The organism is Lentibacillus saliphilus (assembly GCF_019093865.1).
Taxonomy (GTDB): domain Bacteria; phylum Bacillota; class Bacilli; order Bacillales; family Amphibacillaceae; genus Lentibacillus_B; species Lentibacillus_B saliphilus.
Genome location: NZ_JABJXD010000005.1, coordinates 52,542 through 75,869, shown reverse-complemented (window position 1 = coordinate 75,869; position 23,328 = coordinate 52,542). Strand labels below are relative to the sequence as shown.

The following is a 23,328-nucleotide window of genomic DNA, read 5'->3' as shown; positions in this document are numbered from 1 at the left end:
GCATATGATGTTTTTTTAAGCTTTCATATTTCACAACCCAGACCTGGGTTAATCACATAAATGTAAATGGGAAAACATACACTCCAGCAGAACTTTTTACGCTTCAGTTATGCTTAAAATCACCCTGGCCTAAGACGATATTCAGCTTGATAAAAACACCTCCCACACAATGATATTCTTTAGTAATATGGTATAATTTGGGAAATTGCAAAAAAGGGGGTAATCTTATTAAATTCTTAAATACAGTAGACTTTATTTACATTTTTGCTTTTACACTCTTACTTGTATATGACTATTTCCCTTTCATTCCACTCGCAGACGCAATACCAAAAGGCGTTCTTATTGCACTTATTTTAGGACTAATAGTGTTTAGCCTGATATTCAAGAAATATAGAGGTACAGACAAAAAAGAGTTGTTAAAATGGCATGTTTTTTGGATGATCTATATCCTATTTTTAATGGGGTTGCTCACATTATTAGGAGGGACATCATCTGCTGGCATAGCCTTTAATAATGGGATTGTATGGTTCGCTTTATTGATTTCAATGTTTGAGATGTATTCACAATGGAAGAAAGTTAAAAAAGCAGAAGCATAAGGGGTTAGTGGATGCGTCAGAGTTTACTAAAGTAACATAATTTCCTTTTCTACAAACGCCATGAAGCATTGTTCAACACATTCATCAAATGCTCTCTTCTACCTAAACCCAAACTGTCGGAACCAGTAAAGGGATCAAATTGTTGGAGACTTAAATTAACATCAAGAACTCTTTTAAAGTAATAGTCATCCCTTTTCCCATGAAAAGGTTTGTTTTTTGTGATAAGTAGAAAAATGTCGTATGGAATGATTATTACTTTTAATATCGTATAGCAAAGCTAGTGTCTATAGTCGTGATAGGACATATAGGTATACTCTAATTCAACATCCGTTAGTGTTAACAATAACAACCTGTCTGAGGAAACAATTGCATTGAAGAATAGGTATAATAAACAGCTACTTTCTCCTAAGTATCATGAGATATTCAAATCAAAAAGAGTAAAAATGGATCAAACAATTAAAAAAATTGAAAGAGAAATGAAACAAATTCAATCAGTTACTAGATAAGAGTAAAGAATTCCTGTACCACGATCATACCTTCTCATGTGATTAGTATTCGTAATTTTGCTCTTAACTTCCTGGAAAACGAGGGGAAATATCATATGATATTGGAATTAGATAAAGCTGAATTTAGCAAATGTAGAAGCTTGATAAATGATCAAGGCCAACTAGAAGCAATAGCAGTCGTTGAAAAAATAAACCCTGGTCGCATTTTTGTAGATAACGTTGAACATCCAACGTCTGGGATTATTTGGTTAGGCAATAATGATGGGTTCATTTTTTTCGGAAATGAGCAGAATGAAGGATTTAAAAAGGACTTGAATCATTTTGTTAATCATGTAATTGCACCAGAAGCAAAAAAGATACGATTAAAATGGTTTGAAGCAATTGGCAATCATGAAAAATGGAATAAAACCATCGAAAACGTTTTTAAGCATCGTAAGTTGGGGAAATGGAATCAGAAGGTATATACCATACGTCAGGATCAACACCAAGGTAGCAATGAACCTGTAATTGAACAAGGGTATAATGTTATAAAGATATCCAACACCCTACTAGATAATACTGTCAACGCAATAACAAACATTGAATTTATACAATCAAAAATATTAGAGTTCTGGCCTTCGACTAAGGATTTTCTCAGTAATGGAATAGGCTATTGCGCTATTTTTCAAGATGAGGTCGTTAATGTTTGTTTTTCGGGTTTTGTCGCAAATCATGTACACTGCATTGATATTGAAACATTAGAGGCCCACCGTGGGAAAAAGTTGGCACAAATCACTGCTTATAAATTTGTTACAGAGTGCTTAGAGAATAAGATGATTCCATATTGGGACTGCATGGAAATGAACAAACCCTCCGTCGCAGTTGCAGAAAAAATAGGACTCATAAACACATTCAACTATGTGGGATATGAGTTTCCAATCGAGTATTGATTGAATTAAGGAGAAACATCAAGTACTTTTCGGAAACAATAATTCCGTCTTTAATTGGTTATGAGACCAGATTGATAAGTACTATTGCAAAAGCGATTTTAGTATAGCGGAGGAATTTAAATGAAAAAAGTCGCATACGACAACTATTACAAGGAACAAAATTATTTCGGCAATCCATATCCAGGTCTCATTGAATTTTTCACGAATTATCAGCCTAAAGGAACCGTACTCGATTTAGGTTGTGGGCAAGGAAGAGATTCATTATTACTTGGAGAGCTAGGCTATAACGTTATTGGGGTTGACCATTCAATTGTTGGGATAAACCAACTCAACCAAGAAGCTGAAAAAAGAAAGATAGATGTTGAAGGCGTATTAGGAAACGTGTATGAGTATCCGATATCAAAAGACATTGATGTCGTTTTGTTAGATTCAATGTTACACTTCTATAAAAATGATTTGAAAAAGGAAACAGAGTTTGTAGAGAACATATTGGATAACCTTAAAGAAAATGGGGTGTTTGTGAACTGCATTTTAAAAGGGGCTACACGCGAGAGGATTCTTAAAAAAATCATTTTAGATTCTCAATATGAATGGGAAATACTTACCGATATCTATACGGAATACCGTGAAGCCAATGCAGAATATCATCTCCTCGCCATTAAAAAGGGAAAGCTCATTGAAGCGTCTGATGAACAAAAAGATAGACCGTAACAGATGTGGACCTTATTAGGTCAAGATGTTACTAAGAAATATAAACATTAGGAGGGGTATGGATGGAATGGGTAGTATGGGGAGCTTTGGGGTTAGCTGAGGCTGCTTTTGCTCTTGCTTCCCAGCAAACAGAAAAAATTAAAAAGTTAGAGGAAAGAATTCAAGAATTGGAAGATAAATAAAGGCGTTTTTCCATTAACGGACGGACGTAACACCAGCCGCTCATTTTTGTATGAATACACGTAATATCGGCACCCCATTTTGCATAGATGGTTGTCATTATAAAAATTCTGCTCAATAAAATTTGAATTTATCGGGAGGAGGAAAGCGCCATTTCTAAACCGTTAAATAAGAGCAACATGATATTAAGTTTGTTAATCAGTATTTCGATACCTTTTGTCATACCAAGCAAGTTTTCCACTGGTAGTTATAACTTCGGAGTTCCATTCCCATATATATCTATATCCCAACTTGAGCCAAAGAGCATGTGGTTAGGCAGTAATCTTTTTGCTGGAAATATTGGGATGTCTATCAATCCCCTTATGTTTCTCTTTAACGCATTAATCATCTACTGGGCAATACAATTCATTAACCGCAAATCCAAAAAACAGAAAAGTTAAAGAGGACAGCAGCAATACTATCCTCTTTAATATTCTTCATTTATTGACATCAAAAGCACATACTAAAAGGCGCTTTTCCCAAGCTCCCTCAACAAGTCACCTAGCCTAGCTTACCCCGCCAACGTTTCTTCATCAATCTTTACCTTACCCTTTTCACGATCCTTTTTAATCGTCATCACAAAAAGACTGGTGATGATGAGCGGTAGACCGACTCCGATACCAAGGTGGAACGGTTCATCTAAAATAAAGATTCCTAAGAAAATCGTAATAAAAGGGATGATAAACGTCGTCAATAAGGCGAATATCGGACTTGCCGAAATGACCAAATGATAAAATAGAACATAGCCTAATCCCGAACCAAGACAACCAAGAACAAATAAAGATCCGATAACCGGCAATGTATTTAAATGCAATAGCGCTAACGGCTGTTGAAAAGCACTGATTATACCATTTAAAAATGCCGCAACTCCAAGTGTCCACATTCCAAGCTGCAAAGCGGTTACGGTCGGGAAGTATTTTTTAACAAGAATCGAATTTAATGCATAACAGGAAGTGGCGATTAACATGAGCATGGCATGAACATAGGAAAACTCCGCATTAGAGGCCTGTCCTGAAAATAACAGCAAGGACAACACAGCGAGAAATCCAATTAAAATGCCGACATATTGATATCCGGTCGGCTTATCGCGCAAGACCCATATCGACAATAGCAGACCGAGCATCGGTGTAGTCGCATTCAATATTCCAGCGACCCCTGTATCCAATTCGGTCAAAGAAATGCTCACAATGGACCATGGAATGGCCGCTCCAAGAGCAACGATGATTAAAAACAATAGATTGACCCTGAACTTGATCTTATGTTTACTGCGCAGCCAAAAAGGAAACAACGCAACCAACCCGAACAAACACCTTAAAAAGACGACAGTCGTAGGATCAAAATAAACCAATAGTTGCTTCGTCCACAAAAAGGAAGAGCCCCATAAAAGGCTCAATACGAGTAATAAAATGATCGCTTTCATGATTCGCTCGGAAGTAGATCTGTTGGAATTTTGACTTGGGCACCTTTTTGTGTGACGACATAACCAGCAACCTTGGAAGCATCGTCTATTGCTTTTCTTAAGCTATATTGCTTACAGAGCCCGACCGTTAATGCACCATTGAATGCATCGCCTGCACCTGTTGTATCGGTAGCCTTTACCTTTGTTGCCGATACCCAGCCGCTTTCCTTGCCATCTGTAAAATAAGCACCCTGTTCGCCTAACGTTACAACGACACCTTTAACACCTTGCTCTAACAACACGTCACATGCAGCTATGATGCTTTCTTCTGTCGTTATGTCCATTCCAGTTAAGATGGCGAGCTCCGATTCATTCGGTGTTAAAATATCCACTTTTGAAAGAATCGTTTTCGACAGCTTTTGAGCAGGCGCAGGATTCAAAATGACAGGAACGTGATTGGCCACAGCAATATCCATTCCAGCGACAACCGATTCTAAAGGAATCTCAAGCTGCATTAATACCGCAGCCGCATCAACGATCGCAGCCTCGGCATCCTTGACTGAAGCTGGTGTCACATGATAATTCGCACCATTCATTAAAACGATCGCATTTTCTCCTGTTTCGCTCACTTGAATGAGCGCATTTCCGGTCACACCCGACTCACCGACATAGGTCGTCGAAATATGGTAGTCGGCTAAATTACTTAACGCCCGTTTACCGAAATCATCCTGACCAACACAGCCAACAAAGTCAACCTGAGCACCTAATTGAGCCATCGTAACGGCTTGGTTGGCACCTTTTCCACCAAAAAAAGTATGATAGCCTGTACTGTGGATTGTTTCACCCGGTTTTACAATATGGGAAACATCATATACCAAATCGATATTGATGCTCCCAATAACCGTAATCTTCATTACACGTTTCCCCCTAATAACAACTGTTGCTTCAAATAATCTACTAACTCCTCCTTATGCAGGATTCCATTAGGCAACCCGAGTAAAGAAGCCATTCGTGCAACCGCTGGGGGTTTTAGCATACTTTCTTCTAAAATATCATGTTGATAAAAAATATTAGCAGCCTTGTCGTCTGCGATCACGCGGCGATTCGCCATGACGATGATGCGTTCAAAGTGCTCTGTGACAAATTCCATATCGTGTGTAATCGTTATAACAGTTTTCCCGAGCTTTTCTAATTCAGATAACAACGTGCTTAACAACGCCAGCCCGATTTTATCCTGACCTGCTGTTGGTTCATCTAAAATAATGATATCTGGATCCATCGCAATAACGGATGCGATTGTGACAAATTTCCGCGTAGAATAAGGCATATTATACGGATTTTCATCTGCGTATTCGGAAACGCCGCAAAGGTCCATTGCCCAATTCGTAATTTCCTCCGTCTTTTCTTCATCAAAGCCCATATTCTTTGGCCCGAAGCGTACTTCACTCATGACTTCATTATGAAAAATTTGGTCATCTGGATTTTGGAAAACGTAGCCTACTTTACGAGATATTTGGGCAGTCGTTTTCGTTTTTGTATCCCAATCACCAACTAAAACGTCGCCACTCGTTGGCCTTAACAACCCGTTCATGAGCTTTACAGCCGTTGTCTTTCCCGCACCATTCTGCCCAATAATCGCAACCCTTTGACCACTAGGAACGTCTAGTGATAAGTGTTCGACTGCGCTTGTGCCGTCAGGATACGTAAAACTAACATCCTTCAATTGTAGATGTGTCATTATTTATTCCCCCTATCATTCTCAAAACAGGTCGTAATCTCTGAATCCCTAATAGGTAGAAAGTTGAGTGGCACACCTTGTTTCTGAAGCTCTAACGCGATTTCTGTCACATGTGGATACTGAATCTGAGCCTTGTTAAAGACGTCACTTGCCAATACGTCGCGGGTCGGTCCCTGGATGAGCACCTCTCCCTTATCTAAAACGATGAGTTCATCTGAATACTCAGCGACCAAATCCATTTTATGCTCGACAAGAATAATCGTTTTTCCTCTTTCCTTCATTAAACGAATGATTTCAAACACATGCTCCGTTCCAATTGGATCTAATTGTGAGGAAGGCTCATCGATGACTAAAATGTCCGGATCCATGACAATAATAGAAGCTAAAGCAACACGTTGCCGCTGCCCACCCGATAATTCAAAGGGATTTTTTTCGCGCAAATTTTGAATCTTAACGAGCGAGAGTACCTCTTCAACCCGTTCATATATGTCTTCAACAGGAACGCCCAGATTTTCCAATCCATAGGCGACCTCTTCAAATACGGTATCCTTTACACCAGAAATTTGCGTGAATGGATTTTGAAATACAAAGCCGATTTTTTCACCAAGCTGGCCCAGCTGATACTCGCTCATATCTGTACCATCTAGCTTAATCGCCCCCTCCAAGTCTCCTTTATGGAAATGAGGGATAAAGCCTCGCAAAATATTACAAAGCGTTGTTTTACCAGAACCATTGTTGCCAACGATTGACACAAAGCTTCCTTTTTTAATGTCTAGTGACACATTCTTTAATATCCAGTCTTCGCTAACCGGATAGCTGTAGGATACATTGTCTAGTTGAATAATTGGCGTCATAGGAAAACCCTCCAAATAATGAGTCCGATTATAATCCCGATGTATACCCATGGAAGAACACGGTCAATTGGACGTTTTGTTAGTTTATGCAAGCTCGTTTTTTTACCAGGCGCTGAAAACGCACGAGATTCTAATGTGATCGCGCGTTCTTCTGTACTTGCAATGGAAGACAGGATCAGTGGCGTTAACGTTGGGAAAAAGGCTTTTGCACGAACAATTAATGATCCATCTGTTTCCACACCACGTGTTTTTTGTGCCTCCATAATCGTATTTGATTGGCGACGCATTTCAGGTATGATTTGTAAAGTGGACAAGACGATATAAGCGCCAGTCGGTGGCATGCCAATATCCTCTAATGCTTTAACAAAGTCCTTGACATCGACAATCCGGAAAAACAAAATAAACGCCGAACCAATTGCCAAGATACGAGACGTTAAAGATAGACCATGCATTAACCCCTCATGTGTTAAATCAAAAATCCACCAAGAGCCAATGACATCTTCCCCTGGGTAAAAGAATAATTGCATTAAGAAAACAATGACCAATAAAATCATTAACGTTTTAAGGATAAATGAAATAAATGGCTTCGCGACCTTCGCCACAGCAGCAATGATCATTAATACCGGAAACCAAGCATATGCAAAAATATAATTTGGCACAATAATAACGGACACCGTAATGAATAGTGCAAAGTAGAACTTCGTTAACGGATGCAGCGATAAAATTGGATTTTGATTCATGGTGTAGCTCCTTTCAAAACTAGAGTTATAGAAACAACTCCAAAAATGAGGCTATAAAAGATAACAAGCCCCACACTTAAGCGTTTGTTGTCTTAAGTGAGGGGCATTGCAATCTCTCCAATATGCCCTTTTGGATAGAGTAAAACGATTAAGATGCTTGATCGTTCTTCTTGCTGTTCTTCGTATTTTTCTTTTTCATATATAAATGACCATATTTCATTTTTGATAAATAACGATCGGAAATGCTCTTTACAACGAAGTAAACCAATAACACAGAAACGACCTTATCCGCTATTTCAGTAATGATGGCTGAAGAAAATACAGCGCCCCAAATATTTTGTCCCATTGCTAGGAATGTTGCCGTAATCGCTGAAGACGTATTACCCGTTGCGCCCCCAAAGAAAAGAACGGTAATTGGTGACGAAACAACTACAGCAATGGCTGTAATGACGAGACCGGAAATGATTGTTTTAAAGATGTTGCTGAGCATGCCATATTTTGATAGAAGACCTGCGCCAACACCAATTGCCATAGACGTTACAACGTACGGAAAGTAAACTGGATTAAAAATGGCTGTAATCGAGTTCGTAATCAAAGCTGCTACTAACGCAACCCAAGGACCTGCGATGACACCAATTAAGATCGTACCAATTGTGTCAAGAAAGATTGGTAATCTTAAAATCTGTGCCACCTGGAAGCCAACGAAGTTAACTGCGATACCAATAGGAATGAGTAAAACTGCCAATAAATTAAAATCCGCCTTAATTTTTTTCAACATGTGAATGTCCCCCTTTAATTAATTGCTCAGCATTTTTTATAGCATCAATAAACATATCAACAAATTTCTCGCGATTGACCGTGTGAAGCACATGAACATTCTTCGCGTGAGGTAAAGACTGTGCGTAATCGACGACTGTTGTACCCTTCGTTAGTTCACCCTGCGTTTCAATGGCTACATAACAATCATCTCCTTGAAAGAGCTCAGGTTCGACAACATAGCCGACTGCACATAAGTCATGCAACCGTACGTTGGTCGCGAAATTCTCTTCATGAAAAGCCGTTTGTGTTGCGGCCTTCGTATAAAATGTCATTAACTCGACAAGTGTTGTCGTAAGGTCTGTACCAATCGCTTCAATTCGTTTGAGGTCTTGCTCATCCAAGAATGCTTTATGCGTAACATCCAAACCACTCATGACAATCGGAATGCCTGAACGGAATACAACATCAGCAGCATGTGGATCAACATACACATTGAATTCTGCTGTCGGTGACATGTTCCCGCCTACTGCCGCGCCACCCATAAAAGATATGTAGCGAATGTTTTCTTTTACTTCTGGGTGTGCTAACAGAAGGGCACCGATATTGGTTAAAGGACCGGTCGCAATCAGAACGATTGGTTCATCACTCGTCATGATCGTTTCATAAAGTGCGTTTATGGCAGTACGGTCACTTTCCGCAAAATTTGGTTCAGGGAAGATGACATCTCCCAAGCCACTTTCACCATGAACATCATCGGCAACTTCTAGATTCACAAAAAGTGGTTGCTCCAAACCGCGAGCCACTTCAATTTCTTGGTTCATGTAGCTCAGAAAACTTCTTGCATTATAAGCCGTTTTATCCTGCGTTTGATTTCCCGCCTCTGTCGTAATTAAACGAATGTCTAATTCTGGTCGAACAAAAGCAAGTAATAAAGCCATTACATCATCTATACCTGGATCACAATCTATAATTACTGGAATACTCATCTATGAATCACGACTCCTTTAGCTCTTTCATCTACTTCTTCATGATTACAATCAACAGCTGTATTCGAATGCCCTGCAAATGACTGCTTGGATACACAGCATATTGGGCAATCTCCATACAGCATCAACACTTTTCATCATTTTTGATGTTCAATCACCGGTGACAACCCTTACAAAATGATTTCCTCCCTTAGAAAGCCAAAACTTAAAATAACATATTGCGAATAACTACTGGAATAGTATAACACGATGCTCTTAAATAGTATGACATAAAAAGTGAACGTTTTTTGAACATAACTGCATAGGTTCTATTAGCTTGGTTTTGTTAGGACATTTTCATACCGTTGAGCAAGGAATCATTTTTCGCTAAGAGAACGACCTTTCCGGCAGCTTTGTTGTGCTTTTTCTTACGACAAGGGTCGGCTCGTAAAACAATGATTCAACTGGTTCATTGTGAATTTTTTTTATGAGCAGCTTAACACTTTCCTTGCCAATTTGATACGTGTTCTGCCGAATGGTAGACAGCTTTGGATTCAACACTTCTCCAAACGGAATATCATCGAAGCCAATTACAGACAAATCGTTTGGAATTGAAATATCTAATTCGAAAGCTGCGCGATACACACCACAAGCCATTAAGTCATTGCTTGCAAAAAGGGCGGTGACCTCGTTATTGGCAAGAAACTGCTTGGCCTGATCATATGCATCCTCCATATGATAATTACCATTCATAATGTAATGAGATGGAATCGGGATATCATGTTCCTTAAGTGCCTGTAGAAACCCTTTCAAGCGATTATTCGAGTTCGTAATATCAACAGGTCCCGTCATACAACCAATTTTCTGATGCCCCAACTCAATTAAATGCTTGCCCGCTAAATAGCCACCTTTGAAGTTATCCATGAACACCCCCGTCGCTGTCGACACATCAAGTCCACGGTCCACTAAAATATATGGAATTTGCGAATCCGTTAAAATCCCTTCGTTTTCACGTGTTAACTTGTTCATGCTTGCGAGTAACACACCGTCAACCTGTTGCTCCTTTAACAAGCGAATGTACCGCTCTTCCTTGCTCGATTGATCATCTGAATTACAAATGATTAAACTATAGCCATTGTTCACGGCTTCATCCTCGGCCCCTCTGCATAGCTCCGGAAAAAACGGGTTTGAAATATTCGGAACGATTAAGCCGAGCATATTGGACTGCTTCGTAATGAGGCCCCTTGCAAACTGGTTAGGCCGGTAATTCATCTCCTCAACAACTTCCAAAATACGTTTCCGTGTTTCTTTAGACATGCCTTCTTCTTTGTTGTTGAGCACGCGGGATACGGTTGATATCGAATAGCCCGTTTCACGCGCAATGTCCTTGATCGTATATTTTGTCATTTCATCACCTTTTGAGAAAACGTTTTACGAAAACGTTTTCGTTTGAAACTATGATAATGTAAGTGCTTACAGATGTCAATATATTTTTTAGATTATTTAGAGGAGTGTTAACCTTGGGGGCGTTGGAGTGATATGGAGTGGTATGGGCTGGGGGAAGTTACGAGAAATCAAGAGTATCGTTATAGTGCGTTGCTTTTTAATATCCCATGAGTTCATGCAGCAAAAAAGAGGTTTACCAAATAAAGACCTGCACATGCGACCGCTCCGGCTTTAATCGAACGGCAATTATTTCATAAAAAAGGAACCTTGACCAACTATGTAAGCTGAACGAGGCTCTGAATGGGCAATGTCTATTCTGTTATCAAAAAACTGTTGCACCATTCCGCTCAACACTTTTTTGAGCAAGCCATTATCGAATGGTTGCCCCTCACCTGTTTAACCACCTATTAATATACCCTCCAAATATACAATCGTCATAAAAAAGAGCCACACCGCGCATGGAATTGCCAAACTCTTGAGCGCTTGCATCGGTTCATATTCTGCACGTCTCTTTTGTAGAACTCTATCGGTCAAAAAGAACAACGCAGAGGCACCTAAACTTAACCATAGTAATATAAGACCAAAAGCAGCATGCAAAATGGCAGAGAAAATAATTTCAGATGGTTCTTTTTTAATGAATATCGAAATAAGCTGACCGATTTTATCACTAGAGGTCAACACCCCGTAAAATAAAATCACTGGGAAACTATATACTAAGTATCCAGGCGTGGCTAATGAAGCAGATAATAAATAGTCTGGCATTGATGAAATCGTTTCACCAAACGGATTTGGCATGATGAAACCTAACAAAATAGCAAACAAAGACCCCGAGATAGATGCCGAAATCATTTTTCTTGATATGATTGTGTCCACCTCCGCAGCTTAGTTAAGCTCAAACTATCATATGTTACATTTCAAAAACAATTAATATCATAATAATACATTAATATTGTTGCTTGTACGGTCTTTAGCAAAAGGGATTTTAGTGTCGTTTAGCGAAAGATATGTAGTACACTGTGAAAAAGGGGGGTTATTGTGAGAAAATTTATAACTGGTATTTTAATAGTTGGGTTATACTGTTTTCCATTTGTTTATTTTTCGATGCACCAAGACTTTACGAACGGCTCTATGTTTGGCTATTTGATTATGATCGTAGGAACTTCGCTTCTAGCCTTTCTCAGCAGATACTTCAGTAATACAATACCTTTTATTATAGGTAATGTAGCATCGTTCATCATTTCATTTTATTTTCTCAGCAAAATGGAGGCCACATTAGGGGTTGGTTGGGATGATGGTTATTTTAAACCTCTCACACCATATCAATTATTGTTCTTGGTTAGCTTTTTGAATTTGATTCCTCAGCTTCTCGTGATGTCGTTCGCAAACAGAATGAAAAAGAGGTAGATTTTCCGATGTTGATCTCTTCAAATTATATTCTTTAAAAAATGACAAGGGTGAGAAAAATGGTAAACAAAGGGAGAAATAGGATCATTATTACTGCTTTAACAGCTTTATTAATCGTATCTTTGGCGTTTTCAGGCATACAATACTTCAATAGACTATCAAAACAAGAGGTTGAAGATCGAGAAGAATTATTAGAAGCTGTAATGTGGAAAATAACTGAAGAAGATACAATACCAAAAGAAGATATAGAAGAAATAATAGTGTTAAAAGCAAAGGCAGGCGTGTATCCTCTAAATTTTGATGTAGCAATAAACATGAAAAATGGAGAACAAATTTTATATTCTTGGACAGATAAAAATAAGACAGATGTTAAACAGTATTAAATCCGTAAGGCTCGACTAAACTCGGCTAATGAATTGGAGAGGATAAAAATGAAAAGTGAAAATATCGGATTTTATTTATCTGGGATCTTATTGGCTTTATCAATGTATTTCGATTCCTTTTTTCTCTATTTATTAACTTCAATTACATTGTTCACCATCGCTTTAATCATGCTCTATAAGAATAGACATACGCATAAAAAATATTTGTGGGTACTTTTTGTTTGTATTTCTTTGGTCATCACTTACTTTACTTTAGATCTAAACAAACTTTAATTATTCACGCATGGCGTATTCTCCTGCTTAAATTGAACATTTTTTGCTCATTAAATCCGAACAATCTTTTCGGTAAAAAGCCGGGAGTGATAGCACACCCAAACAACAAGTATGATCACTCCCCCACTTCCACAAACCGCCCATACGCCTTCAAAAATCCGAGCTCTACTGTTCCCGTCGGTCCGTTTCGTTGCTTGGAAATGACCACCTAGCAGCCACAATGATTAAGTCACCCACAAATTTACTTACCTATTTTAAAACCTCTTCTTCTATAAGGGTCAATAAATTATTTTGAGTGTTTTCTATAAAAGCATAATATCTTGAAGGTGTTTTTGCTCTGGCTATATACATATACGGTTTCCATTTAGAATTAGATAAAGACCAATCTACATTTTTTAAATCTTCAACCTTTTCCGCCCAATCTACTGTCCACGCTATATAATTAGAATTGTTATCAATTATTCTTTCATTTAAGTATAAAGCAATCGCATTTTGCATCGGTTCATGACCTAAAACATATTTTATAACATTACCTGGTTCCATTGGCAATACATCAATAAAAACATAAAAAAACCTTTCTAGAAAACTCAAAACCTCATCATATTGTTCTTTAATCTTTAGCTGATCATTATTATTTGTGTTCTTTTTACCAAACAGTAAGTAGTTTATAAATTGTTTTAGTCTTGAGCTTGTTAAAAAACTTGTATCTTTAGGTCGCATAATCCTACTTTTTTCAAATTCAATCTTTACTGATTGCAATGATTTTGACACTTTATGAATGTCAGTTATAATAACATTCATTATTTCTCTTGTGTCATAACTCGTTACTAATGACATAGATACCCTTTTAGAATTTGAGTTAATATCAGCAAATAAAGATTTTTCATCCTTTTCAGCTAATCCAAAATATAATTGTAAGGTTAACTGGCTATTTAATACACGTTGTCTTTTTTCTTCATCAGATTTTGTTTTTTTCAAGAAATTTTCTAACGCCTTTAATCGATGTTGCCCATCAATTATTACCAATCTTGTGTCTGATGGTAGTGATAACACTCTTCTTTCCTTATCATAAAAATATCCGGGTTCTTCTCTGAAAGTTGCAACTATTGACGGGAAGTAGATTCCGTGTTCAGAATCAAAACTTTCTATATACTTCTCTATCTTGGGAAGTCTAGGATAACTAATATCCCTGTTAACTTGTGAATCTATCTGATGTAATTTAAGTATATCACTAACCTTAATTTGTGTTGACATAAGCCCTTTTTCCCCAAAATCATCAATTAGTTCAATGTCACCTTTTAACCGAACCGACTCCATCATTTTTCTCCTTTCCATCTTCAAGTTTTTCATATAAATATTCCGCTATTAAACGACTACCTCGTATACCATTGGAGAAGTTATATCTTCCTGTAGTTTGTTTGTAGGGTATCCCCAAATTTAGGAAGTCCTTATTTTTATGTGTCCAATCAACTTTCCTTATTACTTTTTCAAAAAGGCTTTCTATATCGTTATATGGGTATTTTTCTAATGCTATAAAAACAAAGTAAGCTATACCATATAATACAGATGGTATATATATTATCTGTTTTGTACGATCCATAGAGTTGGCTGGCGCATACTTAACCAATGAATTCAGGAACTTTTCTGTGTTTTCTTTGTACTGCTCGAAACTATCTTTTGTAATTTTCCCCTCTGATAAGCTGGTATTTAGCACCCCTTCATTCAAAGTAATGATTATATTATTCAAAGTTGCTGCTGTCATTAATTTAGATCGAGTTGATCTACCTCTTGTTTCGAATTTATCCTCTGATATTGAAGGATGGCTGAGTATAATTTGTTTTGTTAGCTCCGCACATAAATTTTCATTTTTATACATTATTAAAAGTGTATTACTAACTTTTGAAGATTTAGTATTAATATCGGTGAAAAGCTGACGCTCCTGTTTAATGGATAGGTCAGTAAATATTTGAATTGTTAAGGGAAAGTTTTTTATTCTCTGTAGGTGTTTTAAGTTTGTAGGCGTAGAGTGTGCTTCTAATCTTCCAATTATCATTTCAAATGCCTTAATTCTATGTTGTCCATCTAAAACTACTAACTTTTCATTTAATCTTAAATTAAATTGACCCAATTCTTTATCATAGGCCCCTTTGCCACGGGAGGAAAATAACAAGGGTGGAAAATAAATATCATTTCCCTCTAATCCATATTGTATATAACGTTGAATATTTGTAACATGATCCTCTATTAATTCTCTTTGAACATCTTTATCTATTTCTATAAATTTGATTATTTGTTCCGCAGTGCATTGTATTGTTATAACATTTTGTCCAAACTGGTTACCTCTTACAGCATTAAAAGTCAAAGAATGTCGATTTGATGCTATTTCTTTTAAACTTTTCAATTTACATCCTCCTTTTATGTGCGTAATTCTTATCCTAGCACTTTGATTACCATTATGCAATTAATTTGTAATACTATTTAAACTAAACGTTATTATTAAGTAAATTCTTATAAATACTAGCTTGAATTCTATTGTGGTATTTAATAATTTAACTTTAATAGCCAATTATATTAACACCAGAGATTTTCTACGGTACATTTATATAAAATACTTAATCAAGCGGTTGGTAATGCCCCATTGTTTTTAAATCATTTAATTATTTGTTGTAACTGGAAATTCTTAACCTGTGAGTATGTATAATCCCTAAAACCGCTCACTCCCCCACTTCCACAAACCGCCCATACGCCTTCAAAAATCCGAGCTCTACTGTTCCCGTCGGTCCGTTTCGTTGCTTGGAAATGATTACTTCCAGCCTATCCTGGTCTTCCTTCCTCTGGTAATAATCATCACGGTATAAAAAGAAAATAACGTCGGCGTCTTGTTCGATGTTGCCCGATTCTCTTAAGTCAGACATGAGTGGGCGCTTGTTTTGTCGGGCTTCCACGCCACGGGAAAGCTGGGAGAGGAGAATGATCGGGATGTTTAATTCAATGGCCAGGAGCTTTAATTCACGGGTAATTTCGCCGACTTCTAGATCACGTCTTTCGCGTCTATTGGCCGGGGTAATCAGCTGCAAGTAATCAATGATGATGAGGTGCTGTCCATCCGGATCATCGTGCAGTCTTTTTCGAATAGAGGCGGTAATGTCCATGAGCGTTCGCTTTTGATCAAGAATCGCCAGCTCCCAGTCTGCAATCTCGCCAATCGCATGAAAAGCTTGTTCATAATCCGCTGTGGAAAATGCCATGCTACGCCACTTCTGCCCGTTGATCGACCCTTCCGCAGAAATCATTCGCCTAAGCAATGGCTTCGTGCCCATCTCTAAACTAAACACAGACGAAGAGCCACCATTTTTGCAGTGCCCTGCAGCCAGGTTCAGGGCAAAGGCAGTTTTCCCTACAGATGGCCTGGCTGCCACAATGATTAAATCCCCCCGCTGCATGCCGCCGGTCATCTCGTCTAGGTCATGATAGGTCGTAAGGCAGCTGGACGTTTCATCCGCTGGGGCGACCATTTCATCGGTAATTTCCAACAAATAATCATAAGTTGTTTTTTCAGCGATGACCGCTCCTGTACCACGGATCGCCTCTAAATTGGCGATCAGATCATTCAGCTCCTCCTCACTTGGTGTCTCACTATATCTGATCGCATACGCCCTTGCTTTTCTTAACCGATAGGCGGCAAAAACAAGCTGCTCGTGATGTTTCATGCTTGCCGTACTGGCAACCGAACCAGCCATTTCTAGTAAATAGCTCGTTCCACCGACTTGATGAATCGCGTCGCCAAGGCGTGTGGTGATACTAACCATATCAATAAGCTCACTCGCTTCAGATGCCTGCTTCATCGCTCGGTAAATCCGTTGATGACGGCCATCATGAAAATGCGCCTCCTGAACCTCCAGCTCTTTAAACAGCGTACCGTCAACGAGCACAGCCCCAAGCACCGCTGCTTCTGCCTCGTAATTTTCTATCCTCATGGCTTCGTCTTCTCCGTGATCAGCTCTAGCATCGCATCTCGAAAACGTGCCTTTACTTCAGGAGAAACCTTTGCCGCCTCCGCATGCCACCGGCTCATCTCCTCCAAATGTAAATTCCGTTCCGGCGGGTACGCGGCAATCTCCGCAATGGTCGGCGCATACGGGTGCTTGACGACATGGGCAGACAGCTTGTCCAGCACACCTTTATAATCCATCTCTTTCAATGGCGGCAGCAACAACGCCGCCTTTTTCCGCGTCATCTCAAACTTCGGATACACCTCCGCAATCATCTCCAAAATATCAACAGCCTCTTCATGTGTCATGAACATGTACCTCCCTGTCTCAGTTCATCGAACAACGCATTGCCACCTTGCCTCGCTCGCTCCCTAAACGGAATCGTATTATGGCGTTTGGTTTGCTTAGCTGCCTCATAGGCTGTGACGTCATCGATCGTCGCCAGTCCTTGCTTTGCCCACTCTTTTAAAATTTGCTCGATATAACTGAGCGTCCTGCCGCCATATTTCACCGCAAGCTTCATCGCAGCAATCACAACCTCTTCGCTAAAATCAGCACACCACGCTTCAAGTGCTTCCTCGACAAACGGCCCAACACTTCCAAAATGTTGTTCATAGACGGTCAACAGATGATCATCCGCGCGCGGTCGTCTTCTTCTTTTTTGTTTATATTTCTGTTTAAGTACGGTCAATTGATCGGTATTAGACTGGTCATTGAATTGGTCATCTAAATGGTCACTTGATTGGTATAAAGATCGGTCTACCGATAGGTCAACTGAATGGACCAATGACACCATTTGATACACCGGCGCCTTGCCGCGTTTTCCTTTTTCATACTTGATCATCTCATGCTCTAAAAGCTGTGCACGTGCATTGGCGACCCCTTGCTTCGACAGCCCCGTTAATTGTTGCACGACAGAATTCGGCGCATTAAACCGACACTTCCAGCCCGCCGAATTGTTAATCATCATCAGAGCGTGCCATAACGCAATCGCACTCGTGGACACGTCCGTTAAAAGCAGCCAATCCCGAAATGCATTCAGTTCTTTAATGTAATTCATCCTATATCAGCCCTTCCTCACACATTGAAATGTTTCCACGGCAACGAGGAGCTTCAATTACTGAAGCTCCTGATCACGAATCCAAGCATCGACAGCGTCCTGGGAAAATAGAATCTTGCCGCGAACCCGGAAATGCGGTATTTCATTTTCCTTCGCCATTTTATAGATCGTGTCCGTATGCACACCCAAATACGTAGCAATTTCCTTTACCGTCATTGATTTTCGTTCCATTCGTACACCCCCTTATAGCGTCTTTCACGACTATAATCGAAAGAAGCAGTTGGTTTGGGGCGCTTTCGGTTGAATTTGTTTTAGGAATTTTTGATTTCGACATGAATAGACATCGTTCGGGGCGTGCCAGGCACCGTATCTTCTAAAAAGGACTTTTGATTGAATGTGTTGTATATAATGTTTAGAGTAGAACATAATTAGTGGTTTAAAAAGGTATGGGTGACAGAGGTACGACCTGAGACCCGTGGGCTTTGGCAATTGGGGTATTTAGTTGAATACCGAACTGATTTAGGCATGAGGAATGGCTTAGGAGATCATAATTTGAACGTACGCGGTAAGGATGATGTTATGGGAGCAAAGAAACCCCCGTTTGTTATTGCAATTGCTGGTGTTTCTGGTGGAGGAAAAACAACGGTTACAAAACACTTAATTGAGGAATTAAATCATTCAAAAGCACTTTATTTTGATGACTACAATTTTGATGGACCTGATGACATTATAAATTGGGTAGAGAATGGTTCTGATTATAATTTATGGGATTTAACACCACTCATCATGGATTTAAAAGAGCTATGCAATGAACAACTCAGTTATATTGTCTTGGATTTTCCCTTCGCCTATAAACATTTTAAAATTCGTGAACTGATTGATTGCGCTGTATTTATTGACACCCCATTGGACATTGCACTTGTTCGACGCGTTACAAGAGATTTTAAAGCGGCTTCCGTCAAAGATATCTTGTCAGATATGGAAAATTACATATCCAAAGGTAGAAAAGGTTACATTGAAATGTTAAAAAGCATTAAACCAAACTCGGACATCACCATTGATGGAACACAGCCCGTATCAGAAATTGTAAATCGCATATGTGAACGGCTAGAAGAACGCGATAAACAATAAACACCTTCAATAAACTGGGGCGACTGTGGGCAACGTCCAATCCTGTAAAAATTGTATGACAAAAGCTATGGCTCAGGAAGTGCTAGGCACCTAAAATGCTTAAAAAAAGGGGCTTTGGTCTTATCCATTAGATTCCTTGCCAATATATATAACAATAATGTGGTCCAACCTGATTGAGCATATATATGTAATCAAGGAGGGAACTCAAATGAGGGATTATAACCAGTCAAAAAAACGCAAAACAAGTTTGAAAACATATATCTTGTTAATGGTTGTTTTAGCACTTAACACTTTAAGGTATGGCGGTTATCTTTTGGAAGATTCCACAAGCATTTATAACTGGATATTATTTGTTTTGAATCTTGCTTCGCTGCTAGTGGTGTTATTTTTAAGTACAAAAAAAGACGTAGATGCCCAGAGTGGTTGATCAAATACTTGATTTGGTGGATTATTTTTTCTAAGAATATCTTTAAAAAGTGGCTTTCATTTGGTTTTTTTCACTTGTTTTACATGGTCGGCTTTTCGTGGTCTTAATACCTTTTGTAAATGGGGAAAATTCGTTTTAAGTAAAGTATCACTATATGCATCGTTTTATTCAATACGATGTATAAGGGAGTGTTTTTTTGCTGAAAATTTCACGTTATGGTTTTGCGGCAATAGGTCTGGTATTTGCTCTATTTGGACTCATTACGAAAAACATTGAGTTTTATCCATATGTGATGTTGTTCTTAGGTCTAACGATCTTGGTTATGGGATTAGAAGAATTTCAAAAAGGCCGAAAAGCATATAGCTTGTTATTTGTTGTTGTCTTTTTATTGTCTTTATTTGTATCGATTGAAGGATTTTTATTATGATGGCAGTAAAACAATATCCAAAAATAAATCATCCATCCATGGGATGTCACTTTTTACGGAATTATTGATCAGTCCCTTTATGACTTGGCGTGGAAGGAAGCAAACCATCTTACTGAATTAATAGCTAATAAAAAACTGACATTACTACATTTATCGATTGAACATAAGCAAATCTTAGTAGATCAACTAAAGTAACTGTTGAAAGTGAGTTAGTCCGAGGTTAAAGCGGCTATCCGTACGAGCTTCCACCTCTAAAGAGACTGATCAGAATTGTGAAGAAGAAAAAACATTGAGCACTATATCATAGAGGAGTTTATGTAATGAATATTGGTATTTCGTATGCTGCTGTTGCTTTACTTGCTATATTTTTTTCTTATATTTTGATGAAGGAAGTAAGTTATCTTTTTAAGGTACACAAAAACAAAGAAGTTATTTCGAAACGGTTGTTAGCAGCTAGATATATAGCGACTTTTTCAATTGCAGGGTTCTTGATTTCGTTTATATTAAATATAGCAATATATTTTCAAATATTTAATTCAGATATACTTACAAGCAATATTACCGCTATCGCTTGTTTCTTATTTGTTTTAGTTATTCTCATTTTAGAATATGGGGTTATACCTAAAATAAATAAGACAAATCAAATTTAAAGATGTTTATTAAAAGAAATTCACATATGTGTTGCTTTTTTGATCAAGATAAACTGAATGACAGGGGTTGAAGTGAATCACCCGACATGATTATCGAATTCCTTTCACCTTCATCTGTTAAATTAGACCGCTGGAAGAAATATCAACTTTATGAAGTCGCAGGAGTAAAAGAATACTGGCTTGTTGATCCAGTGAACGAATCTGCATAAATACATCTTTTGAATGGTGAGCACTATGCATTTCAAGGTGTCTTTACAAAAGAAGATACCATTTCTGTTAATACGTTAACAGGAATGGTATTAGGGCTAAATCATATATTTGTGTAGCAGTGGTCAATGGTGACAGTGTATAACTGATTTATACAATGGAGGCTAGATCGTTAGATATCCAGGCTTTAGTTTACGGTACCAGCTTCAAAGGCTCAGTTCATTGTAGAATGCTTACCAGGCTTCACCCTTTTTTGATTGCAATAGAACTCCGCAGTACACCCCGGTTCACCTTACGTGTTATTAGTAAAACAACTTTTATGCTTAGTTTGAAATGTGAGGTAAAACTTTCTGAAAACAAGGTATTACCTCACATTTTAACGTCCCTGTTATGTCCCCTTTTTGTCCCAGCAGTCTTCTTTAACCCAGTTTGAACGATTGCGTTTAACTAAATTATTCAATCCCCCAATTGAACGTACTTACTTTCATTGACCTCAATAGTTGAAATTTGCTTAAGACGCTTCTCTAAATTTCTTGTGATTTTAATCGGGTTTTCTTGTCCATCAAGGCCTGTCCCGTAAACGGTAAAACTCCAACTTCCCTTTTCTAGCTTTACGGACACACGACGATTTGGTGTTAGATAATCTACTCCAATGCATTTACGTATATCTTCATAAGTTAAAAAGGCAATTTCACTGTCTTTCAGTTCTTCCAATCCACATACAAACGCAAAAATATACTCCTCTACTCTTTTACCGTCTTGGAAGCTTAACAATTCATCAGGACTAAACCAAAAATCCCACCTCTTTGTTTCGGCTCTATCCCCGTGTGGTTTAGAAGCGTACTTGGCATAAACTGTATAATCACCAAAATCATTAGCCAATGAATATATACGTCGTTTTTCACCCTCTTCAATTATTGCAGGAGCAAACCCACTTTTCACCAACCTTGATAATAATGCCCCAAAATAAAAGTCTGCTTTTGCTAAAGACATCTCCTATCTTCCCCTTTATCCAATTATACCGATTGTATTAAGAAAATTTCACGCGCCTCAAATACATAGACTCAATTACCGCTAATATAGCAAACTTACATACCCGAAGCAAAAATCTGTCATCTACCCTCAAATCATTTTGCCCTAGACCAATAAAAGTGGGGTTTGCGGCGTGTACGAATTATCTGCATTCAAGGATAATATCCTTGAAAAGAGGGATTAGTGTGGATGAGGTTGTGTTTAAGAAGCAATTAGGAGAACTTCTGCGGAGATATAGAAAACAAAAATTAATGACAATAGAAGAAGTAGCGAATAAAATTAATATTGATGATAAACATCTCGGGAGAATTGAAAGAGGTCAATACAATATATCAGCCTACTCACTTTTCAAATTAATTCATGTTCTTGAGATTCATGATGATGTTTTCCACTTGATAAAACATTAATTCGCAAAACTAATTACCCGCCTCCTATATAAACCCCTTGCTCACTACTAATAACACCCTTGTTTATAACGTCTTTCATCCCTTAGAATTATCCTCTCTTTTAATATTCTATAAAGGAGATCCCAATGACGAATAATTTTTCCTTTCAAGATGTTTACGAGCAAAACAGAAAGCGCTTTCACTTTAACGTCCACGCATTTTACTTTTATGACCCTAACAAAAAATGTTTTCAAGAAGGTCTTGTTACATTATGGAACCCTTATCTCATGCATAAGCCTGACACAGGACCTATGGCTACTTACTTCAACTACACAATTAGATACCGTCTCATCGACTGCATTAGAAAACAACAAAAACAGCTCGTCCTCCAACATCACACTCGATTGAACGTACCACAAACTATTCGGGTTTGTTCCCCACCTTATCATCATGATGCTTTAAAACACCCTTTTGATAAGAGATCCAATCAAACATTGATTCCAAACACAAAAAAGCACCTAGCCATTAAACAATAGACATTTCACACGCAAATAACTAAAAAAACTTCTAGCAACTCTAAATAAATGGTGAAGTTAACTGTATTCTGAGGAGGGGTTTTATGCGTATTCACTGCGGTGTTTGTGAAATTGAACTTAATTATGACGACTATGTTTTCTTAGATGAAATCAACACTTTGACACACCAAAATTGCTACAGCCTAGAGACTAACTTTCCGATTAAGGACTTAGGTACATATGAGCAATTGACGAAGGTCTATTGTTTTATTAAGTGATGAGGTAGTTGAAATAGTTAGTTCTATAAATTATTTCATATCCAATTGTAGTTTAAATAGATATCAGCAAGATATGCGGCCTCACTTAATAAGCACTCCAAAAGTTACTTATAACTTTTGGAGTGCTACACAAAATATAATGGAAAGTACCATAAACCGTTAAGCATTAAGACGACAAAATACTTACCAGTTACTTAAGGATAAATCCAGCAACAGTTTTGTACTTTTTTGATGGAATTTATTATTTGTATAAACACACTCAACTTTGCACTTCCTGTGAATATACTTCCTCTTTCATCTC

Annotated in this window: 27 protein-coding genes; 11 read left to right on the top strand and 16 right to left on the bottom strand. The window is 38.1% G+C overall.

Going from position 1 to position 23,328, the window contains the following annotated elements; genetic code table 11:
- Nucleotides 1-197 precede the first annotated feature (197 nt).
- From HPC67_RS09985 to HPC67_RS09975, 3 genes are all read left to right on the top strand, one after another.
- On the top strand, nucleotides 198-596 hold the full coding sequence (locus tag HPC67_RS09985) for a hypothetical protein (RefSeq protein WP_246569947.1): 399 nt from the start codon (nucleotides 198-200) through the stop codon (nucleotides 594-596).
- A 601-nt stretch (nucleotides 597-1,197) separates the two neighbouring features.
- Complete coding sequence (locus tag HPC67_RS09980; protein WP_217587511.1) at nucleotides 1,198-2,031, top strand: GNAT family N-acetyltransferase; 834 nt, start codon at nucleotides 1,198-1,200, stop codon at nucleotides 2,029-2,031.
- A gap of 120 nt (nucleotides 2,032-2,151) precedes the next feature.
- Entirely contained in the window at nucleotides 2,152-2,742 is a 591-nt protein-coding gene (locus HPC67_RS09975; RefSeq protein WP_217587510.1) for a class I SAM-dependent methyltransferase, read from the top strand.
- A 730-nt stretch (nucleotides 2,743-3,472) separates the two neighbouring features.
- Here HPC67_RS09975 and HPC67_RS09970 read toward each other — a convergent pair.
- The 9 genes from HPC67_RS09970 to HPC67_RS09930 form a co-directional block, all read right to left on the bottom strand.
- Nucleotides 3,473-4,381, bottom strand: a complete 909-nt coding sequence (locus HPC67_RS09970) for a DMT family transporter (protein WP_217587509.1) — start codon at nucleotides 4,379-4,381, stop codon at nucleotides 3,473-3,475.
- A complete protein-coding gene (rbsK, locus tag HPC67_RS09965; RefSeq protein WP_217587508.1) occupies nucleotides 4,378-5,274 on the bottom strand; it encodes a ribokinase in 897 nt (298 codons plus the stop codon). Before rbsK ends, HPC67_RS09970 begins: the two co-directional genes overlap by 4 nt.
- The gene (locus tag HPC67_RS09960) at nucleotides 5,274-6,098 is read right to left on the bottom strand and encodes an energy-coupling factor ABC transporter ATP-binding protein (RefSeq protein ID WP_217587507.1); all 825 of its coding nucleotides are present in this window, start codon (nucleotides 6,096-6,098) and stop codon (nucleotides 5,274-5,276) included. Before HPC67_RS09960 ends, rbsK begins: the two co-directional genes overlap by 1 nt.
- On the bottom strand, nucleotides 6,098-6,952 hold the full coding sequence (locus HPC67_RS09955) for an energy-coupling factor ABC transporter ATP-binding protein (protein ID WP_217587505.1): 855 nt from the start codon (nucleotides 6,950-6,952) through the stop codon (nucleotides 6,098-6,100). Before HPC67_RS09955 ends, HPC67_RS09960 begins: the two co-directional genes overlap by 1 nt.
- Nucleotides 6,949-7,692: an energy-coupling factor transporter transmembrane component T gene (locus HPC67_RS09950; RefSeq protein WP_217587503.1), complete on the bottom strand. Its 744-nt coding sequence runs from the start codon at nucleotides 7,690-7,692 to the stop codon at nucleotides 6,949-6,951. Before HPC67_RS09950 ends, HPC67_RS09955 begins: the two co-directional genes overlap by 4 nt.
- 148 nt (nucleotides 7,693-7,840) lie before the next feature.
- Entirely contained in the window at nucleotides 7,841-8,470 is a 630-nt protein-coding gene (locus HPC67_RS09945) for an ECF transporter S component (protein WP_217587501.1), read from the bottom strand.
- Nucleotides 8,454-9,437: a nucleoside hydrolase gene (locus HPC67_RS09940; RefSeq protein ID WP_217587499.1), complete on the bottom strand. Its 984-nt coding sequence runs from the start codon at nucleotides 9,435-9,437 to the stop codon at nucleotides 8,454-8,456. The genes HPC67_RS09945 and HPC67_RS09940 overlap by 17 nt, the downstream gene beginning before the upstream one ends.
- Before the next feature lie 366 nt (nucleotides 9,438-9,803).
- Entirely contained in the window at nucleotides 9,804-10,823 is a 1,020-nt protein-coding gene (locus HPC67_RS09935; RefSeq protein ID WP_217587498.1) for a LacI family DNA-binding transcriptional regulator, read from the bottom strand.
- Nucleotides 10,824-11,258: 435 nt separating this feature from the next.
- Nucleotides 11,259-11,657: a hypothetical protein gene (locus tag HPC67_RS09930; protein WP_246569945.1), complete on the bottom strand. Its 399-nt coding sequence runs from the start codon at nucleotides 11,655-11,657 to the stop codon at nucleotides 11,259-11,261.
- Nucleotides 11,658-11,897: 240 nt separating this feature from the next.
- Here HPC67_RS09930 and HPC67_RS09925 point away from each other — a divergent pair, with 240 nt between their 5' ends.
- Both HPC67_RS09925 and HPC67_RS09920 read left to right on the top strand, forming a co-directional pair.
- The gene (locus tag HPC67_RS09925) at nucleotides 11,898-12,266 is read left to right on the top strand and encodes a hypothetical protein (protein WP_217587497.1); all 369 of its coding nucleotides are present in this window, start codon (nucleotides 11,898-11,900) and stop codon (nucleotides 12,264-12,266) included.
- Nucleotides 12,267-12,325: 59 nt separating this feature from the next.
- On the top strand, nucleotides 12,326-12,649 hold the full coding sequence (locus tag HPC67_RS09920) for a hypothetical protein (protein ID WP_217587496.1): 324 nt from the start codon (nucleotides 12,326-12,328) through the stop codon (nucleotides 12,647-12,649).
- 522 nt (nucleotides 12,650-13,171) lie between these two features.
- On the opposite strand, the gene HPC67_RS09910 is transcribed toward HPC67_RS09920, so the two are convergent.
- From HPC67_RS09910 to HPC67_RS09885, 6 genes are all read right to left on the bottom strand, one after another.
- Nucleotides 13,172-14,239, bottom strand: coding sequence for a DNA sulfur modification protein DndB (locus tag HPC67_RS09910; protein ID WP_217587494.1), 1,068 nt, complete (start codon nucleotides 14,237-14,239; stop codon nucleotides 13,172-13,174).
- A complete protein-coding gene (locus HPC67_RS09905; RefSeq protein WP_217587493.1) occupies nucleotides 14,214-15,323 on the bottom strand; it encodes a DNA sulfur modification protein DndB in 1,110 nt (369 codons plus the stop codon). Before HPC67_RS09905 ends, HPC67_RS09910 begins: the two co-directional genes overlap by 26 nt.
- 313 nt (nucleotides 15,324-15,636) lie before the next feature.
- A complete protein-coding gene (locus HPC67_RS09900) occupies nucleotides 15,637-16,899 on the bottom strand; it encodes a replicative DNA helicase (protein WP_217587491.1) in 1,263 nt (420 codons plus the stop codon).
- Nucleotides 16,896-17,222, bottom strand: coding sequence for a replicative helicase loader/inhibitor (locus HPC67_RS09895; protein WP_217587489.1), 327 nt, complete (start codon nucleotides 17,220-17,222; stop codon nucleotides 16,896-16,898). Before HPC67_RS09895 ends, HPC67_RS09900 begins: the two co-directional genes overlap by 4 nt.
- Nucleotides 17,219-17,974 (bottom strand): DnaD domain-containing protein, encoded by a 756-nt coding sequence (locus tag HPC67_RS09890; protein WP_217587487.1) that lies wholly within the window; start codon nucleotides 17,972-17,974, stop codon nucleotides 17,219-17,221. Before HPC67_RS09890 ends, HPC67_RS09895 begins: the two co-directional genes overlap by 4 nt.
- Before the next feature lie 57 nt (nucleotides 17,975-18,031).
- Nucleotides 18,032-18,205 (bottom strand): helix-turn-helix domain-containing protein, encoded by a 174-nt coding sequence (locus HPC67_RS09885; protein ID WP_217587485.1) that lies wholly within the window; start codon nucleotides 18,203-18,205, stop codon nucleotides 18,032-18,034.
- A 348-nt stretch (nucleotides 18,206-18,553) separates the two neighbouring features.
- On the opposite strand from HPC67_RS09885, the gene HPC67_RS09880 reads away from it, so the two are divergent.
- The 5 genes from HPC67_RS09880 to HPC67_RS15750 all read left to right on the top strand — a co-directional run bounded on the left by HPC67_RS09880 (nucleotide 18,554) and on the right by HPC67_RS15750 (nucleotide 20,818).
- Nucleotides 18,554-19,105 (top strand): nucleoside/nucleotide kinase family protein, encoded by a 552-nt coding sequence (locus HPC67_RS09880; protein ID WP_217587704.1) that lies wholly within the window; start codon nucleotides 18,554-18,556, stop codon nucleotides 19,103-19,105.
- Nucleotides 19,106-19,313: 208 nt separating this feature from the next.
- Nucleotides 19,314-19,532: a hypothetical protein gene (locus HPC67_RS09875; RefSeq protein WP_217587483.1), complete on the top strand. Its 219-nt coding sequence runs from the start codon at nucleotides 19,314-19,316 to the stop codon at nucleotides 19,530-19,532.
- A 196-nt stretch (nucleotides 19,533-19,728) separates the two neighbouring features.
- Nucleotides 19,729-19,959, top strand: a complete 231-nt coding sequence (locus HPC67_RS15755; RefSeq protein ID WP_246569944.1) for a DUF3953 domain-containing protein — start codon at nucleotides 19,729-19,731, stop codon at nucleotides 19,957-19,959.
- Between the two features lie 320 nt (nucleotides 19,960-20,279).
- Entirely contained in the window at nucleotides 20,280-20,609 is a 330-nt protein-coding gene (locus HPC67_RS09865) for a hypothetical protein (protein WP_217587481.1), read from the top strand.
- A gap of 86 nt (nucleotides 20,610-20,695) precedes the next feature.
- Entirely contained in the window at nucleotides 20,696-20,818 is a 123-nt protein-coding gene (locus tag HPC67_RS15750; protein WP_246569943.1) for a Uma2 family endonuclease, read from the top strand.
- A 454-nt stretch (nucleotides 20,819-21,272) separates the two neighbouring features.
- Here the strand turns inward: HPC67_RS15750 and HPC67_RS09855 are convergent, their stop codons facing one another.
- Nucleotides 21,273-21,809, bottom strand: a complete 537-nt coding sequence (locus tag HPC67_RS09855; protein ID WP_217587479.1) for a hypothetical protein — start codon at nucleotides 21,807-21,809, stop codon at nucleotides 21,273-21,275.
- A 224-nt stretch (nucleotides 21,810-22,033) separates the two neighbouring features.
- Between HPC67_RS09855 and HPC67_RS09850 the strand changes: the two genes are divergently transcribed.
- Complete coding sequence (locus HPC67_RS09850; RefSeq protein WP_217587477.1) at nucleotides 22,034-22,255, top strand: helix-turn-helix domain-containing protein; 222 nt, start codon at nucleotides 22,034-22,036, stop codon at nucleotides 22,253-22,255.
- Nucleotides 22,256-23,328 lie beyond the last annotated feature (1,073 nt).

Bases quoted from the DNA above. Each gene is read 5' to 3' on its own strand.
- HPC67_RS09980 (WP_217587511.1), top strand. From the start codon at position 1,198: ATGATATTGGAATTAGATAAAGCTGAATTTAGCAAATGTAGAAGCTTG.
- HPC67_RS09975 (WP_217587510.1), top strand. From the start codon at position 2,152: ATGAAAAAAGTCGCATACGACAACTATTACAAGGAACAAAATTATTTC.
- HPC67_RS09970 (WP_217587509.1), bottom strand. From the start codon at position 4,381: ATGAAAGCGATCATTTTATTACTCGTATTGAGCCTTTTATGGGGCTCT.
- rbsK (WP_217587508.1), bottom strand. From the start codon at position 5,274: ATGAAGATTACGGTTATTGGGAGCATCAATATCGATTTGGTATATGAT.
- HPC67_RS09960 (WP_217587507.1), bottom strand. From the start codon at position 6,098: ATGACACATCTACAATTGAAGGATGTTAGTTTTACGTATCCTGACGGC.
- HPC67_RS09955 (WP_217587505.1), bottom strand. From the start codon at position 6,952: ATGACGCCAATTATTCAACTAGACAATGTATCCTACAGCTATCCGGTT.
- HPC67_RS09950 (WP_217587503.1), bottom strand. From the start codon at position 7,692: ATGAATCAAAATCCAATTTTATCGCTGCATCCGTTAACGAAGTTCTAC.
- HPC67_RS09945 (WP_217587501.1), bottom strand. From the start codon at position 8,470: ATGTTGAAAAAAATTAAGGCGGATTTTAATTTATTGGCAGTTTTACTC.
- HPC67_RS09940 (WP_217587499.1), bottom strand. From the start codon at position 9,437: ATGAGTATTCCAGTAATTATAGATTGTGATCCAGGTATAGATGATGTA.
- HPC67_RS09935 (WP_217587498.1), bottom strand. From the start codon at position 10,823: ATGACAAAATATACGATCAAGGACATTGCGCGTGAAACGGGCTATTCG.
- HPC67_RS09930 (WP_246569945.1), bottom strand. From the start codon at position 11,657: ATGCCAAATCCGTTTGGTGAAACGATTTCATCAATGCCAGACTATTTA.
- HPC67_RS09920 (WP_217587496.1), top strand. From the start codon at position 12,326: ATGGTAAACAAAGGGAGAAATAGGATCATTATTACTGCTTTAACAGCT.
- HPC67_RS09910 (WP_217587494.1), bottom strand. From the start codon at position 14,239: ATGGAGTCGGTTCGGTTAAAAGGTGACATTGAACTAATTGATGATTTT.
- HPC67_RS09900 (WP_217587491.1), bottom strand. From the start codon at position 16,899: ATGAGGATAGAAAATTACGAGGCAGAAGCAGCGGTGCTTGGGGCTGTG.
- HPC67_RS09895 (WP_217587489.1), bottom strand. From the start codon at position 17,222: ATGACACATGAAGAGGCTGTTGATATTTTGGAGATGATTGCGGAGGTG.
- HPC67_RS09890 (WP_217587487.1), bottom strand. From the start codon at position 17,974: ATGAATTACATTAAAGAACTGAATGCATTTCGGGATTGGCTGCTTTTA.
- HPC67_RS09885 (WP_217587485.1), bottom strand. From the start codon at position 18,205: ATGGAACGAAAATCAATGACGGTAAAGGAAATTGCTACGTATTTGGGT.
- HPC67_RS09880 (WP_217587704.1), top strand. From the start codon at position 18,554: ATGGGAGCAAAGAAACCCCCGTTTGTTATTGCAATTGCTGGTGTTTCT.
- HPC67_RS09875 (WP_217587483.1), top strand. From the start codon at position 19,314: ATGAGGGATTATAACCAGTCAAAAAAACGCAAAACAAGTTTGAAAACA.
- HPC67_RS09865 (WP_217587481.1), top strand. From the start codon at position 20,280: ATGAATATTGGTATTTCGTATGCTGCTGTTGCTTTACTTGCTATATTT.
- HPC67_RS15750 (WP_246569943.1), top strand. From the start codon at position 20,696: ATGATTATCGAATTCCTTTCACCTTCATCTGTTAAATTAGACCGCTGG.
- HPC67_RS09855 (WP_217587479.1), bottom strand. From the start codon at position 21,809: ATGTCTTTAGCAAAAGCAGACTTTTATTTTGGGGCATTATTATCAAGG.